The 16,740-nt window shown below is 31.9% G+C and carries 16 protein-coding genes and 1 riboswitch; of the genes, 15 read left to right on the top strand and 1 reads right to left on the bottom strand.

The genetic code is table 11. From position 1 onward, the window contains the following. Positions 1 to 18: 18 nt before the first annotated feature. Together KPL55_RS08910 and KPL55_RS08905 are read left to right on the top strand one after the other, a co-directional pair. Complete coding sequence (locus tag KPL55_RS08910) at positions 19 to 654, top strand: TlpA family protein disulfide reductase (protein ID WP_216306365.1); 636 nt, start codon at positions 19 to 21, stop codon at positions 652 to 654. A gap of 87 nt (positions 655 to 741) precedes the next feature. Beyond that, entirely contained in the window at positions 742 to 1,362 is a 621-nt protein-coding gene (locus KPL55_RS08905) for a histidine phosphatase family protein (RefSeq protein WP_216306364.1), read from the top strand. A 78-nt stretch (positions 1,363 to 1,440) separates the two neighbouring features. Here KPL55_RS08905 and KPL55_RS08900 read toward each other — a convergent pair whose 3' ends face one another. Next, complete coding sequence (locus KPL55_RS08900; RefSeq protein WP_246599363.1) at positions 1,441 to 3,123, bottom strand: ribonuclease J; 1,683 nt, start codon at positions 3,121 to 3,123, stop codon at positions 1,441 to 1,443. A gap of 238 nt (positions 3,124 to 3,361) precedes the next feature. On the opposite strand from KPL55_RS08900, the gene KPL55_RS08895 reads away from it, so the two are divergent. The 13 genes from KPL55_RS08895 to phoU all read left to right on the top strand — a co-directional run bounded on the left by KPL55_RS08895 (position 3,362) and on the right by phoU (position 16,438). Next, a complete protein-coding gene (locus KPL55_RS08895) occupies positions 3,362 to 4,003 on the top strand; it encodes a hypothetical protein (protein WP_216306363.1) in 642 nt (213 codons plus the stop codon). A gap of 188 nt (positions 4,004 to 4,191) precedes the next feature. Then, positions 4,192 to 4,536, top strand: coding sequence for an ArsR/SmtB family transcription factor (locus KPL55_RS08890; protein ID WP_216306362.1), 345 nt, complete (start codon positions 4,192 to 4,194; stop codon positions 4,534 to 4,536). A 46-nt stretch (positions 4,537 to 4,582) separates the two neighbouring features. Next, positions 4,583 to 5,638: an ACR3 family arsenite efflux transporter gene (gene arsB / locus KPL55_RS08885; RefSeq protein WP_216306361.1), complete on the top strand. Its 1,056-nt coding sequence runs from the start codon at positions 4,583 to 4,585 to the stop codon at positions 5,636 to 5,638. A gap of 34 nt (positions 5,639 to 5,672) precedes the next feature. Next, complete coding sequence (gene arsD / locus KPL55_RS08880) at positions 5,673 to 6,080, top strand: arsenite efflux transporter metallochaperone ArsD (protein WP_216306360.1); 408 nt, start codon at positions 5,673 to 5,675, stop codon at positions 6,078 to 6,080. A gap of 28 nt (positions 6,081 to 6,108) precedes the next feature. Further along, positions 6,109 to 7,851 (top strand): arsenical pump-driving ATPase, encoded by a 1,743-nt coding sequence (gene arsA, locus KPL55_RS08875; RefSeq protein WP_216306359.1) that lies wholly within the window; start codon positions 6,109 to 6,111, stop codon positions 7,849 to 7,851. A gap of 36 nt (positions 7,852 to 7,887) precedes the next feature. Further along, positions 7,888 to 7,952: riboswitch (Fluoride riboswitch) on the top strand. A 63-nt stretch (positions 7,953 to 8,015) separates the two neighbouring features. Beyond that, the gene (locus KPL55_RS08870) at positions 8,016 to 9,197 is read left to right on the top strand and encodes a cation:proton antiporter domain-containing protein (protein ID WP_216306452.1); all 1,182 of its coding nucleotides are present in this window, start codon (positions 8,016 to 8,018) and stop codon (positions 9,195 to 9,197) included. A gap of 309 nt (positions 9,198 to 9,506) precedes the next feature. Then, positions 9,507 to 9,752: a hypothetical protein gene (locus KPL55_RS08865; protein WP_216306358.1), complete on the top strand. Its 246-nt coding sequence runs from the start codon at positions 9,507 to 9,509 to the stop codon at positions 9,750 to 9,752. Positions 9,753 to 10,019: 267 nt separating this feature from the next. Further along, on the top strand, positions 10,020 to 11,102 hold the full coding sequence (pstS, locus tag KPL55_RS08860; RefSeq protein WP_216306357.1) for a phosphate ABC transporter substrate-binding protein PstS: 1,083 nt from the start codon (positions 10,020 to 10,022) through the stop codon (positions 11,100 to 11,102). Positions 11,103 to 11,224: 122 nt separating this feature from the next. Continuing rightward, positions 11,225 to 12,181 (top strand): phosphate ABC transporter permease subunit PstC, encoded by a 957-nt coding sequence (gene pstC, locus KPL55_RS08855; RefSeq protein ID WP_216306356.1) that lies wholly within the window; start codon positions 11,225 to 11,227, stop codon positions 12,179 to 12,181. 11 nt (positions 12,182 to 12,192) lie between these two features. After that, a complete protein-coding gene (gene pstA / locus KPL55_RS08850) occupies positions 12,193 to 13,035 on the top strand; it encodes a phosphate ABC transporter permease PstA (protein WP_246599362.1) in 843 nt (280 codons plus the stop codon). A gap of 40 nt (positions 13,036 to 13,075) precedes the next feature. Then, a complete protein-coding gene (locus KPL55_RS08845; RefSeq protein ID WP_216306355.1) occupies positions 13,076 to 14,902 on the top strand; it encodes a methyl-accepting chemotaxis protein in 1,827 nt (608 codons plus the stop codon). 83 nt (positions 14,903 to 14,985) lie between these two features. Next, positions 14,986 to 15,735, top strand: a complete 750-nt coding sequence (gene pstB, locus KPL55_RS08840; RefSeq protein WP_216306354.1) for a phosphate ABC transporter ATP-binding protein PstB — start codon at positions 14,986 to 14,988, stop codon at positions 15,733 to 15,735. 46 nt (positions 15,736 to 15,781) lie between these two features. Continuing rightward, positions 15,782 to 16,438 carry a phosphate signaling complex protein PhoU gene (gene phoU / locus KPL55_RS08835; RefSeq protein WP_216306353.1) on the top strand — a complete coding sequence of 219 codons (657 nt, stop codon included), beginning with the start codon at positions 15,782 to 15,784 and terminating at the stop codon, positions 16,436 to 16,438. Positions 16,439 to 16,740: the final 302 nt, after the last annotated feature.

Genomic DNA, 16,740 nt, shown 5'->3' with positions numbered 1-16,740 from the left:
TTTAAGGAGAGATCAAATATGAAAAGATCATCAAAAATACTTGTAGCTGTGGCATTAGTATGTGTAGCTCTTGTAGGGGTATCCATTTATACAATGAATAATTATACTAATCCTAAACCTAAACCAAATATTGAAAGCACAATAGGCGATAAAACTGATACCAATAAAAGTAATACTACTAAAACGGAAGCTAATGATACCGATAGCTCGAATAATGCAATCCAAATAAAACCCAATGTTATTAAAACTAAGGCTCCTGATTTTAAGTTAAAGGATCTTAATGGTAAAGAATTGTCTTTAAGTGATTTAAAAGGTAAAAAAGTATTTCTTAATTTTTGGGCAACTTGGTGTCCTCCTTGTAAACAGGAAATGCCTGAAATTCAAAAATTATATGAAGAGACAAAAGATAGTGATTTAGTTATAATAACTGTTGACATAGGAGAACCTTTAAGTGAAGTTAAGTCCTTTATTGATAAGAATAAGTATAGTTTTAAAGTGCTTTTAGATTCAAATCAAAGTGTAGCCACTAAGTATAATATAACAGCAATTCCAACCTCGTATTTCATTGATGAAGACGGGAATATTATATCTAAAAGCAGTGGAGGTATGAGTATAAATCAAATGAAATCATATATTAAAACCTTAGATAAGTAAGTGAGATCACCATGGATTAGTCACTTATAAGTATAGTATGTTATTATTAGTATTAACGCACAATAATATTAATAGGAAGTGAATGATATGAGTACTACAATAACACTAGTAAGACATGGGGAAACAGGATGGAATGCATTAGGTAAATTTCAAGGATGTAGTGATATAGAACTATCTAATGATGGAGTGCAACAAGCGCAATATCTAAGTGAAAAATTTAATAATAAATTTGATTTTATTTACGCAAGTCCTTTGAAGAGAGCCAGGAAAACTGCCGAAATAATTTGTGCGTGTAGTAACAAAGAGCTTAAGATTGCAGAAGACATGCGAGAAATAAATTTTGGTGAGTGGGAAGGTCTTACTATAAAAGAAATTGAAGCAAATTTTCCGGAAAATGTGATTCAGTGGAGAACTGATGAAATTAATGGACCGCTTTGTGGTGGTGATTTAAGCTTAAGAAAAGCAAGCCAACGTGCACATAAGGCTATTTTAGAAATTGCCAAAAGACATCAAGGGCAGAAGATTATTATAGTAGCTCATAGTGGAATCATTAAAGCTGGAATATTAGGCATATTTGATCTTAAAATGACTATGTACCACAAAATGATGTTAGGAAATACATCTGTTAGTAAAATTATTTTTGATGATAATTTTAATGCTAAAATAGTTACTTTAAATGATACAAGCCATCTTCCAAGTAACCTTTAAATATCGATCTAATGATTAATTTTAATTTATTAAAAAAAAAACAGTCCAAAGATTAAAAAATCTTTGGACTGTTTTATTCTAGATTTCCATTATTACTGGTATAATTATAGGTCTTCTCCGAGTTCTTATATATAAAAACTCACCTAAAACATTTCTTATTCTAGATTTTATTACTGTAAATTCTTTAATTCCATCATTTAAACATAAATCCAATTCATTTCTCACGATGTCTCTAGCCTCATTTATAAGAACTGTTGATTCTTTCATATGTACAAATCCCCTACTTATTATATCAGGTCCAGCTAGTATACTAAAGGTTTCTCTATTTATAGTGACTACCACAGTAAGAATGCCCTCTTCAGCAAGATGTTTTCTGTCCTTAAGTACAACATTGCCAACATCCCCTATACCTAGTCCGTCTACCATTATAGCCCCAGTTTGGACTCTACCAGCTAGGATACCTTCCTTTTGGGTTATTTCTAATATTTGACCGGTTTCCCCAATGAAAATGTTTGATGGATCCATACCCATTTTTTCTGCAAGTAATGCATGCTGTTGTAAATGCCTAAATTCACCATGTACTGGCATAAAATATTTAGGTTTAACTAATGTATGCATTAATTTTAAGTCCTCTTGACATGCATGACCAGAAACATGAATATCATCTGTAGTATTATATATTACATTTGCGCCTTTTCTAAATAATTCATTTATAGTATTGTATATAGGTTTTTCATTTCCTGGAATCGGGGATGCAGATAAAATAATCAAATCACCACTTTGTATTTGAATACTTCTATGTGTCCCCATTGCCATTCTTGTTAATGCAGCAAGTGGTTCACCTTGGCTACCAGTAGTTACTATCGTTACCTTATTATCAGGGTAATTACGAAGGTCTGAAACTGTGATTATATGTTCTGGTTCTATATGCAGGTACCCAAGAGTTATTGCAATTTCAGAAATTTTTTCCATGCTTCTTCCGCTAAATGCTATTTTTCTTCCGTGTTTAATTGAAGCATTGGCAATTAGTTGTAATCTATGGATATTTGATGCGAAGGATGCCACTATTATTCTGCCTTTCACATTGTAAAATAGGTTATCTAAAGATTCTCCAACTATTTTCTCAGATATGTTAAAGCCAGTACGCTCTACGTTGGTGCTATCTGCCATTAGCAATAGTACCCCTTGATCACCTAATTTTGCAAATCTCTCTAAATCTATAATTTCTCCATCTATTGGAGTGTAGTCTATTTTAAAGTCGCCTGTATGTATGATTCGGCCGATAGGAGTGTGCACTGCGATAGCGCAAGCATCTGCAATACTGTGATTAACTCTTATAAATTCAACACTGATTTTGTCTAGTTTTACAATATCACCAGGTTTTACAACATTTAGAGTGCAGTCTGATAATATCCCATGTTCTTGTAACTTACTTTCTATAAGGCCTAATGTTAGTTGTGTTCCGTATACAGGAACATTAATTTGTTTTAAAACGTATGGTAATGCCCCGATGTGATCTTCATGACCGTGTGTTATAAAAATTCCTTTTACCCTATCTTTATTTTCTATAAGATAAGTTACATCAGGAATTACTAAATCCACCCCATGCATATCTGCATCTGGAAAGCTAATCCCGCAATCGATAACAATAAGTTCGTCTTTGTATTCTATTACATTAATATTCTTTCCGATTTCTCCAAGTCCACCAAGTGGAATAATTCTAATTTTGTTTTTGCTTTTGCCTTTATAGTTATTATTCAATATTTTCCCCCTTGTATTAGTTCACCTTGTCTTAATTAACATTCTACTATAGTGAATGTTAATAGTAAATATATTACTCTGTTATAATCGTTTTAAATTTTCCGAAAATTCATGATTATTAAAGAATTGGAAATGGAATGAGTTAGGAAGTATGATTTATAGAGGCTATTGACAATAACTTTTATGCGATGTAATCTATGAGTAATGTTAATAAATTTCGTAATTAAGGAGGCCTCGCATGATTGAAAAGTCAATAAAAAAACTTGATATATTTAAATGGACTGATAAAGATTCTCAAAAAACTATATATGGATACGATCAAGAATGGTATTGTACTCATTGGCAACGTCAATCTGGATGCGGACCTACAGCAGCAAGTAGTATTATGTATTACTTGAATCATACTAGATCTATAGCAGTGGCGGGCTTAAATATAAGTAAAGAAAACTGTTTATCCCTTATGGAGGAAGTTTGGGAATATGTTACACCGACAGAAAGAGGTATACCTACAACTGAAATGTTTTATGAAGCAGTGCTTGTTTATGCAAAATCAAAAGGAATAAATCTTGAGTATAACTTCTGTGACTTACCTGAAGAGATAGCTCTTAGGCCTAAATTATTAGAGGTCTTAGATTTTTTAGATATGGCACTAACAAATGACGCGCCAGTAGCATTTTTGAACTTATCCAATGGAGAAGAGAAAAATTTGGAAAGCTGGCATTGGGTTATAATAGTGTCGATTGAGTACTCAGAGGATGGGAGAAGTGTTTTTATAAATATTTTGGATGCTGGAATGGTCAAAAAAATAGACCTTTTATTATGGTATAATACCACAACACTCGGAGGGGGATTTGTATATTTCACAACTTTGCCTAAATAAATTAATCAACCTTATGAAGGGATCAACTATTGACAATAACTTTCATGGGGTATAGAATATGAGTAGATGAGCATATACAAATTAGGAACGATTTTCTTTAAAAATCATACTATATGAGTATAGGAGTATATAAGAATACATTGCAGTAAAATATAAACTTATATAAATTTAAGTTAGGGGGCAAAATAATGGTTGATATATTTAAAGCATTAGCAGAAGAAAACAGACTTCGTATACTGGCATTAGTTATGGAAGGTGAAATGTGTGTATGTGAGATTGAGGATTGTTTAAATATGACACAGTCAAATGTTTCAAGGCATCTAACTGCACTTAAAAAAAGTGGGATATTAGCTAGTTACAAAAAAGCGCAATGGACATATTACAAAATAGATACTAATTTTATTGAAAAAAACGAGGACTTATTTGTCTATTTAACAAAAGAATTAAAACAATTACCTTGTTATGTTAATGATAAATTAAAGCGGGATAAATGTAAACTTCAAGATTTATGTGATTGTAATATGAAGATCTAATCACAAAACGGGAATTTTTTAAGTTTTAATAAAGGGGGAATTAATTATGAGTGAAGTTAAAGCACCAGAGATTGGTTTTTTTCAAAGATACCTAACAATTTGGGTAGCTATTTGTATGATAGTGGGTGTAGTTATTGGTAAGTTTATTCCAGGAATTCCGGAGTTTTTAAATCAATTTGAGTATGCGAAGGTTTCGGTGCCAACAGCTATACTAATTTGGGTAATGATTTATCCAATGATGATGAAGGTGGATTTTCAAAGTGTTAAAGATGTTGGAAGAGAGCCGAAGGGTCTATATGTAACTTGGGTTGTTAATTGGATTATAAAACCATTTACTATGTATGCTATATCAGCATTTTTCTTCTATGTTGTATTTAAATCATTTATTACGCCAGATTTAGCTACGAAATATCTTGCAGGAACAATATTACTAGGGGCTGCTCCCTGCACTGCTATGGTATTTGTTTGGAGCTCCCTTACTAGAGGTAATCCAGCATATACTGTTGTGCAAGTAGCCACAAATGATTTGATTATTTTGGCTTTGTTCATTCCTATAGTGAAATTTCTTTTAGGAGTTAGTAGTATTGCCGTTCCTTGGGACACACTAATATTATCAGTAGTCTTATTTGTTGTTATACCTCTTGTAGGTGGTATTTTGACTAGACTTATGGTAACAAAGAAAAAAGGCAGAGAGTATTTTGAAAAAACTTTCATTGGTAAGTTTGATAATGCAACCACTATTGGATTATTACTAATGCTTGTATTGTTATTTTCATTCCAAGGTAAAACGATATTGAACAATCCTCTTCATATTTTGCTTATTGCAGTTCCGCTAACCATACAAACATTTTTTATTTTCTTTATTTCATATTTAACATGCAAAAAGTTAAAGTTGCCACATGATATAGCAGCTCCTGCTGGAATGATTGGAGCATCAAACTTTTTCGAACTCTCAGTTGCAGTTGCCATTTCATTGTTTGGTATGGATTCCCCAGCAGCTCTCGCGACTGTTGTAGGAGTATTAGTTGAAGTACCGGTTATGCTAATACTCGTAAGGATAGCAAATAAAACCACCAATTGGTTTCCGAAAAGACAATATTAAATATAAAATAATAAAAGAATAGGAGAGGTTATTAATGAAAAAATTGCAAATATTCGAAGGTGCTATGTGTTGTTCAACAGGACTTTGTGGTATAGGTGTTGATCCAGAACTCCTAAGGGTTTCAACGGTTTTTAATTCACTGAAGAAAAATGGTGTAGAGGTTCAGAGATTTAACCTTTCAGATTCACCTCAAGAGTTTGTTGATAATAAGGTAGTGAACAAATTTATAAATGAAAAAGGAATAGATGAGTTTCCGATTTCAGTTTTAGATGGAGTTATTGTGTTAACAAGTAAATATCCATCAAACGAAGAGATATCAAATTTTTTAGATGTTCCAATGAGTTTTTTAGGTGGGGCTAGAAAGACTTATAAAATTAAAGGGGTTCCTAAGTCTATTCCTAAATCAGGCGATTGTGGATGTGGCGGAGGGGACTGCTGCTAAAGATATAATAAATCAGGAGGTAACTAAAATGGAAATTTTTAATCCGCAAAATATAAAACTTACAAAATATCTATTTTACACAGGTAAAGGCGGCGTAGGAAAAACTTCAACTGCTTGTGCTACAGCAGTAAATCTAGCTGATCGTGGCATGAAGGTACTTCTCATAAGTACTGACCCTGCGTCCAATTTGCAAGACGTTTTTAACGCTAAGCTTACAAATAAGGGAGTACCTATAAAGGAAGTGCCAAATCTTGTAGTTGCTAATCTTGATCCTATTACTGCAGCAGCAGAGCACAGAGAGAGCGTAATAGCTCCTTACCGAGGGAAATTACCAGATGTGGTTCTTAAAAATATGGAGGAACAACTTTCAGGCTCATGTACTGTTGAAATTGCAGCATTTAATGAGTTTTCGAAATTCATAACAGATGATTCGCTAGCAGAGGAATATGACCATATTATATTTGATACTGCGCCTACTGGCCATACACTTAGGATGTTACAGTTACCATCAGCATGGAGTGGGTTTATAAGTGAAAGTACACATGGAGCATCATGTTTAGGTCAACTTTCAGGGCTTGAAAGTAAAAGAGAAATATATAAAAAAGCAGTAGAAACATTATCGAATGGAGAATTAACAACTCTAATGCTTATTTCACGCCCAGAAATGACTCCACTTAAAGAAGCAGAAAGAGCATCAAAAGAACTTTCGGATATTGGCGTAAACAACCAAACAATGATAATAAATGGTGTTATGAATTCTTATGACGATAGCGTGTCTCAGAGTCTGTATGAAAAACAGCAAAAATCACTTAAACAGATGCCACTAGGATTACAGGGAATTACAACCTATATGGTGCCGTTAAGAGCTTATAATATAACTGGCATGGAAAATGTAAGGGCACTTCTGACTATTGATAACTATAAAATTAGAAGTGAAAAGATAAACGCGCAAATCATTCCGGGTCTTAAAGATGTTATTGAAGATTTATATAAAAGTGGTAAAAAGGTAATATTTACTATGGGAAAGGGTGGAGTAGGTAAAACTACAATTGCAGCGGCTATTGCACTGGGATTATCTGCAAAGGGGAAAAAGGTGCACCTTACTACAACTGACCCTGCAGCCCATCTTAAATATGTTATTAACGAAAACGAGAACATTACTATGAGCCATATTGATGAGAAGGTCGAACTTGAAAAATATAAAAAGGAAGTACTATCTAAAGCTAGAGAAACTATGGAAGGCGACGATATAGCATATGTTGAGGAAGATCTGCGTTCTCCATGTACACAGGAAATTGCAGTATTTAGAGCTTTTGCCGAAATAGTTAATAAGGCAGAAGATCAAATTGTTGTTGTTGACACTGCTCCAACAGGCCATACGCTCTTGCTACTTGATTCTACTCAAAGTTATAATCAAGAAATTAAGCGTTCGCAAGGGGACATTCCAGAATCTGTGAAAAAACTCTTGCCTAGGCTCAGAAATATAGATGAAACTGAAGTTATTATTGTAACTCTCGGTGAAGCTACACCAGTATACGAAGCATTGCGCCTAGAAGAAGACTTAATACGCGCAAAGATTTTTGCGAAGTGGTGGATTATTAACTCATCACTATATAGGGCTGGGTCAACAAATAAATTATTGTCTGCAAAAGCAAGCAATGAAATAGAATGGATTAACAAAGTTGATGCACATGCAGAGGGCATGTTTGCTGTTATACCTTGGAGTGCTGATGATATTAAAGGTGATAAGTTAAAAGAATTATTAAAATAACTATTGATATAAAGTATTATTAGAGTATAATTAATTTATATTATAGGTGATGGAGTTCACCTTAACTATTGCATTTTGCAATTAATGACTCCTACTTAGAGGTTTATTCTAAGTAGGAGTCTTTTATTTTGCAAAAAAATACAAAAATGGGTGAGGTGTTATATATGGCAATGAGTTTAGCTATTATAATTATTTTAGGATTATTATTTAATCAATTATTTGAAAAGTTAAAACTTCCTGGATTACTTGGAATGCTGATTTTAGGAGTGATACTTGGACCGTATGGAATAAACATTATAAGCAAAAATATACTTATAATTTCACCAGATCTAAGAAAAATAGCACTTATTATTATTTTACTAAGAGCAGGTCTTGGAATCAAAAAGGATACTTTAAACAAAGTAGGTGTACCTGCACTTAAAATGAGTTGTATACCTGGAATTTGTGAAGGGCTTACTATTATGTTTGTGGCAAGTTATGTACTTGGAATATCAAAAGTTGAAGCAGGGATGCTTGGTTTTATTATAGCTGCGGTTTCACCGGCAGTAGTTGTACCGCCTATGCTTAATTTTATGTCTAGAGGAAAAGGCGAAAAGAAAGGAATTCCAACAATAATACTAGCGGGAGCATCTATTGATGATGTTTTTGCAATAACTATATTTTCAACATTCTTGGGCTTATATGGTGGAGGAAAAGTAAATATAGCAATGAAAGTACTAGGTATACCTCTATCTATATTAATTGGTATTGGTATTGGTCTAATTGCAGGGATAATATTAACGATTATATTTAAAAAATATCACATGAGAGATACTAAGAAAATATTGATATTAATTGCTGCAGCAATAATGCTTACAGGAATTGAGGATGTCTTTAAAAATATAGTACCTATTGCAAGTCTACTAGGAGTAATGACTATTGGGTTCATTCTTTTAGAGAAGTATTCTAAGGTTGCAAATAGGTTATCGATGAAGCTTAGCAAAGTGTGGGTAATTGCAGAAATCTTACTTTTCGTATTAGTGGGAGCACAGGTTAATATACATGTTGCCATGAAATCGGGGTTAGTTGGACTTATAATAATATGTATTGGATTAATAGCAAGAAGTATAGGTGTATTAATATCATTATGGGGTACTAATTTAAATGCAAAAGAAAGATTGTTCTGCGTAATTTCATATATTCCCAAAGCCACTGTTCAAGCAGCGATGGGCGCAGTACCACTTGCGGCAGGGGTTCAATCTGGAGAAGTAATACTTGCGATTGCAGTACTATCTATATTTTTTACAGCGCCACTAGGAGCTATAGGTATTAAAATAGCAGGAGAAAAGTTATTGCCGGATGATTAAGTTAATGGATTTATTGATTATAAGATAAAAAGTACATTAGGAATGTTTTATTTCCGCAAATATGTTAATACTTATAAATGAATATAATTCATATCAATAATTATATTAATAAGGAAGAAAAATCCGTATTATAACAAATAAAGAGAGATATATCAAATCTAATAACAATCTATGTTGATTATATAGAGTGAATTATATATAATAGAAGCGAACGATTAAAAGTACATGAGTTATATAATTAAATAAACATATTAATATTAATATATTAAACGATATAATATTATTTGTATTATACAAGGAGGAACATAAATGAATATAGATGTAAACACACCACTTGATGAATTATTAGAGACCTGGGCTATGTATTCGCGAAAACTTATATACACAATGCTTGATGATAAAGAAGAACTTGGTGATTTTAATAAAGTAAAATTAGTGTTAAAAACCAAAGGGATTATAAAATTAGATATACAAAATGTTTATGACAACGAATATGTTTTGCATTATACTAAACAGGGCGGTATATTTGAAAAGAGAATTATTTTTAATGACTAAATAGTAAGAATATCAACACCTTGCTTTCAAATGAATTATTTGAAAGCAAGGTGTTTTTTTGCGCCAAAAGAGTGAAAGCAAAATAATATTCTTAGTATAATTATTATAATATTGTAAGATACTATTTTAGAAGATTGAATAACTTAACATACCCTTAACATTAGGTTAATATAAACTAAACAAAGCAAATGTATACTAAGGTTGTAGTGTAATTAAGAATATAAAAAAAGAACATAAAAAAAGAATGTAAATAGGGGGAATATTAATATGATAAAAAATCTTAAAAAATTTCTTGTAGTTGCAACGGTACTTACTACTTTAACAGGGGCTTTAGCTGGGTGTGCTGCTAAACCTGCAGCAACTAAAGATGAAACTAAAACTGGAACTTCTACAAAAAAAGAATATATGATAAATGCGGGCGGTTCATCATTTGTTAATCCACTATTTTCGAAAATGTTCTCCGAATATAATAAACTAAACCCAGAAGTGAAAGTTAACTATCAGTCAATAGGATCGGGAGCTGGTATAAAACAACTTACAGAAGCTACAATAGATTTTGCCGCATCTGATGCATTTATGAAAGATGAAGATGAAAAAGCAGTAAAAAATGGTGTTATTCATATACCTATCACTGTAGGAGCAGTAGCTGTAATATACAATGTTGAAGGTGTGGATAAGGGATTAAAACTTACTCAAGAAACACTTACTCAAATATATCTTGGAAATATAAAGAAATGGAATGATGTTAAGATAAAAGCTGATAATTCAGGTGCAAAACTTCCTGATTTAGCAATAACACCTGTATATAGATCTGATTCAAGCGGAACAACATCTATATTTACAGATTATTTAACCACAGTATCTCCAGAGTGGAAAGAAAAAGTTGGTCAAGGAAAAGCTGTTAAATTCCCAGCAGGAATTGGAGCTAAAGGAAATGAAGGTGTAGCTGGTCAAGTTAAGCAAACACCTGGATCAATAGGATATACAGAACTTGCATATGCAACTGTTAATAAAATATCTTATGCAGATTTAAAAAATAAAGATGGAAAATTCGTTGCACCATCACTTGAGGCAGCAACGCTTGCAGCAGAAACAGCAGCAGTAGATATGCCTAAAAACACAAAAGTATCTATAGTTGAAAAATCAGGTGAAAAAGCATATGGTATTGTAGGATTTGCTTGGATACTTGCGAATACAACTTATGCAGATGCTGACAAGAAAAAGGTAATAGTAGATTTAATCAAGTGGGCAAATACAGATGGACAAAATTACTCAAATGATTTATTTTATGGTAAATTACCAGAGTCTATTATCAAACTTAATGAAGCTAATATAGCTACAATTAAGTAATAATAAAATAAATAAAAAAATTAAATAATATATAAACCCGGAGTAGTTAAAAACTAATTAAAAAGGTTTTAACACTTTGGGTTTGTGTAGTTTACTAGAATCATGTAAAGGAGAGTAAGCCCATGGGAGAAAATAACATCGTAAAAAAAAGCGAACAAAAACCAAAAAAAATAAGTCAAAGCTTTTTAGACAAAACTTTTAAGAATGTAACATTATTTTTCGCAGTTATTGTTGTGGTTTTAATGTTATGGATGGTAATAGCGCTATTACTACAGTCTAAATTATCTATTAAAAAGTTTGGATTCTCTTTCATTAAAAGTATTGAATGGGATCCAGTAAGAGATGAATTTGGAGCGTTACCTTTTATATATGGTACTATAGTATCTTCGATCATTGCAGTTTTAATAGCAACACCGATAAGTATAGGTATAGGTCTGTTTTTAACTGAAATATCAAATAAATGGATGAAAGTAATCATAGCTTTTATGGTTCAAATTTTGGCAAGTATACCAAGTATTTTATATGGATTGTGGGGATTATTTGTTTTTGTACCATTTATAAGAGACTATTTCCAAAAACCTGTAAGTAATGTACTAGGATGGTTCCCTCTTTTTTCAGGGGCACCTATTGGACTTGGAATGTTATCGGCAGGACTAATTTTAGCTATTATGATTATTCCTATAATTTCTGCGCTAGTTGTTGATATTATTGAAACAGTACCAAGTGATTTAAAAGCGGGGTCGCTGGCTCTTGGATCAACTAAATGGGAAATGATATGGAACGTAGTTTTGCCTTATGCGAAACAGGGAATATTTGGAGCCGTAATAATGGGTCTTGGTAGAGCACTTGGAGAAACTATGGCGGTTACCATGGTCATAGGTAATAGAGCTGAAATTAGTGCATCATTATTCGCACCTGGCCACTCAATGGCTGCAGTTATTGCTAATGAATTTAATGAAGCTACTGGAGCGGTTTACTATTCATCATTAATAGAAATAGGATTACTTCTATTCTTAGTAACATTTATTCTTAACGCAATAGCAAGGGTGTTTATTCATAAAATATCTAAAGTTTATTAGGGAGTGATATTATGCTAGCTGGAAACATAAAAGCAAGAAAAATATTTAATAATTTTATGCATGTTGTAATTATTATATTAACGGTATTAGCATTAATCCCTTTGATAAGTATACTTAGTTACATCATTTATAAAGGATACAGAGTTATAAACTTTGAGTTTTTAGTTTCACTACCTACTCCGGCTGGAGATATAGGTGGTGGAATAGGTAATGCTATACTTGGAACATTAATCTTAGTAGGAGTTGCTTCACTAATTGGACTACCAATAGGAATTATGACAGCTATTTACTTAAATGAATATGAGCCTAAAGGGAGATTTGCGGAAATTGTTAGATTTGTGGTAGATATTCTATTAGGAATACCTTCAGTAGTTGTAGGTATCTTTGCATACGTAGCCTTTGTTAAGCCTTTTGGTGGGTTCTCAGCTATGTCTGGTGGTATGGCACTAGCAATCATATTAATTCCGATAGTTACACGGTCAACTGAAGGTGTTTTAAAACTAGTTCCAAACGAATATCGAGAAGGTTCATATGCACTTGGTGTAAGTCAGTGGCAAACTATTATTAAAATAGTTATTCCCACAGCTATGAAAGGGATAGTAACAGGTGTAATGCTTGCTGTGGCAAGATCAGCTGGAGAAACTGCCCCGTTATTACTAACTGCTTTTGGTAACCATTATTGGTCACATAGCCTAAGTGAGCCTATAGCATCACTACCAGCACAAATTTTTGAGTATGCTAAGTCTCCATATACTGACTGGATAGAAAAAGCTTGGGGTGCGGCGCTAATTCTTATAATTATGGTTTTATTTTTAAATATTACTGCAAGAGTTTTAACTAGAAAAAAATATTAAAATAATAATAAAAATCCATTAAATTTAAGGGGATATTTTTATGAAAAGATTCTTGAACTTAAAGAGGTTATTTAACAAAAGGAAACTTTCGGAATTTATGAAGTTATTTAGCAAAATAAGATTTAGAGATCTGAAGAAATTATCTATTATGAAAAGATTCCTTAATTTAAAGGTTAGAAGTAAGTTACTTATATGTTTTGTAGCCATATCATTGTATATAAGTATGGTGGGAATATCTAGTTATGTTAGTATGAAGGCAATTAATAAAGGTAGTCAACAAATTTATAATCATAATTTGGTATCCATACAAACACTCGGTCAAATACAGAAAAATGTTATTAGCATTCAAGGAAACCTGGAGGTAATATTGTTAAAGAAAAATGCTACAGTATCTCAGGTTAAGATTGATAAAGTTAATGACGTTTTAAAAGAAAACAGTAAACTAATATTAAAATATAACGAACTTAATAGTAATATTGCAAACAAACAAGATGAAAATAATATTTTGCTAAATTCTACAAATGATACTTGTACTAAATTAATTGTAGGTTTATTGGATTTAATAAGTGAAAATAAATATGATGAAACAGATGATTTATTTCAAACCTTTAGTGCAGCATCAAGTAATTTAGACAATAACCTTCAAAATTTAATAATAACTAATGAAGAAAGTGCAAATATAACTAACTTAGATAATAAAAATTTATTCATTAAGTCTGTTATTACTATAGTGATAATAACATTAAGCGGATTTATTATAGCTATTATACTGGGTATTTTAATTAGTGCGCTGATAGCTAATGGATTAAATAAAAGTGTAGATTTTGCGGAGAATTTAGGTGAAGGAAACTTAACAAAAACCCTAGACATAAACTTAAACGATGAAGTTGGAATTTTGTCCAAAGCACTAAATAAGGCTTGCTCAAACACTAAAAAACTAGTGGTGAGTATAATTGAACAAGTAAATAAAGTAAATGCATATAGCCGTGATATTTTTAATAGTACCGAGGAGATATCAGCAGATATTCAAATGGTAAATGGATCAACATATAAGATTAATTCAGGCATAAATGATATAAATTTAGCGGTAAATGGCATAAGTGACCTATCACAGGAAATATTATCGTCAATTGTTCTTGTTTATAATAAGGCAGTGGATACAAGTAGTATTTCTAAAGGCATAAAAGAAAGAGCTACAAATGTTAAAAACATAACACTTAAATCAAAGGAAATGGTAAACTCTATTTATATTGAAAAACAAGCGAACATTTTAAAGGCAATAGAAAACGGTAAAGTGGTTAAAGATATTGAAGTTATGTCAGATCTTATTGATAACATTGCAAAACAAACCAAGTTGTTATCATTAAATGCTTCAATAGAAGCGGCTAGAGCAGGAGAGCAAGGGAAAGGTTTTGCTGTAGTTGCAAAGGAGATTGGAAAGCTAGCTTCATTGTCCACTAATGCAACACTAGATATTAAAAATACAGTTAATTTAGTTGAAAAAGCATTTTCTTACATTGGTCAGAGTTCTAATGAGATATTAGAGTTTATTGATAATAATATTATTAAAGATTATGATTTGATGCTCGATATGGGAAATGATTATCAGAGTGATTCAGAGTATATGAATGAATTTTCGGATTATCTAGTAGGGAGTACAACGGATATTAAAAATATTATTGGAAAAACAAATACATCAATTGGATCAGTATTAGAATTGCTTTTAGAAGTAACTGGAAGTTCTAATCAGATAGCAGCAAGTGTATCCGAAACTTCAAAAGCTATGGAGTACATTGTTTCGGGTCATCAAAATCAAGCAAATCAAGGTGAAGATTTACACAAATTAGTACAACAATTTAAAATTTAGATACACTTAAAAAAGTAGTCTAAAGAAATGAAATATTTTAAAGAAATGAAATATTTTAAAGAAATGGAATAGGAGGAATATATATGGGCATTATACAAATTAAAAATCTTAATTTGTTTTATGGTAACACACAGGCATTAAAGAATATTAATTTAGATATAAATAAAAACGAAGTTACTGCGCTTATAGGGCCTTCAGGCTGTGGTAAATCAACATTTTTAAGGACTCTCAATAGAATGAATGATTTGATAGATACAGTGAGAATTGAGGGTCAAGTTATATACGAGGGTAATAATATTTATGACGAGTGTAATATTATAGAGCTAAGGAAAAAGGTAGGGATGGTTTTTCAAAAACCTAATCCATTTCCTATGTCTATATACGACAATATAGCTTACGGTCCAAGGATACATGGAATTAAAAACAAAGCTCAATTAGATGAGATAGTTGAAAAAAGTCTTAAAGGTGCGGCAGTATGGAATGAAGTTAAAGATAGACTAAAAACAAGTGCAATGGGTCTGTCAGGTGGACAGCAGCAGCGAATATGTATAGCTAGGGTACTAGCCGTAGAACCAGAAGTTATACTAATGGATGAGCCTACGTCAGCACTTGACCCGATATCTACAGCGAGCATTGAAGAGTTAATGGACGTACTAAAAACTAAGTACACTGTTGTTATAGTTACCCATAATATGCAACAAGCGGGTAGAATATCAGATCAAACAGCATTTTTCCTTAATGGTGAAGTCGTTGAGTTTGGTAAAACCGAAGAGATATTCTACAAACCGAGGGATAAAAGAACAGAAGATTATATAACAGGAAGATTCGGTTAATAATAAATAACAAATAAATAAAAAGAATATTAAAGGAGAGTGGAATATGACAAGAGCGTCTTTCGATGCAGGATTACAACAAGTTCATAATGACCTATTAACTATGGGAAGTATAGCAGAAAAGCAAATATTTGAATGTATAGAGGCATTAGTTAATCAAGATTGTGAAATGGCCGAAAAAGTTATTAGGAACGATGATTTAGTGGATGATCTTCAAAGGGATATAGAGGATAAGTGTATTAAATTAATAGCGACTCAGCAGCCACTTGCGAATGATTTAAGAACTATATTCACTACAACCAAAATAGTGACAGATATAGAGAGAATAGCAGATCATGCTGTTGATATAGCTAAAATAGCTTTAAGGCTTAAAAATGAAACCTATATAACTCAGTTAACACATATTCCAAGAATAGCTGACATTGCAAAGAAAATGATTATGTTGTCTATTGATGCATATGTTGAAGGGGATGTTGAAAAAGCATATAGTACTTGTAAAATGGACGATGAAATTGACATTATATACAAAGAAGTTTTTAACGAACTACTAGCCGTAATAAAGGATGATTCAGAAGCTGCACATCAGGCTAGTCAATTTTTATTTGTATGTAAGTTTTTAGAAAGAATTGCTGATCACACAACAAACATTTGTGAATCGACTGTTTACAGGGTTACTGGAGAGCAAATAGATTTGAATGATTAATATAACAAAAATAGATTAAAAGTATGAGAATGTAAAATCAATAGAGATGTGGAATACATATGCATATTAAACATCTCTATTTATGCTAAAGTGCATTGACAAAAGCTTTGTTTAGTATTAGCATATGATTATAAGCGAATATACGAATATATAAAATTGTATAAACAAACACAATAAATTACATGGAATATAAAGACCAGCTAGTTAAAGTCAACTATTTAATTTAAATTTATTTTAGTTATTTACATTAATTTTAGGCTCAGCAAATAGACCATTTCGAAACACGAATGATGGTAAAAAAA

The organism is Clostridium lacusfryxellense (assembly GCF_018861735.1).
GTDB lineage: Bacteria > Bacillota > Clostridia > Clostridiales > Clostridiaceae > Clostridium_AD > Clostridium_AD lacusfryxellense.
This window is presented reverse-complemented; position numbering and strand designations above follow the sequence as displayed.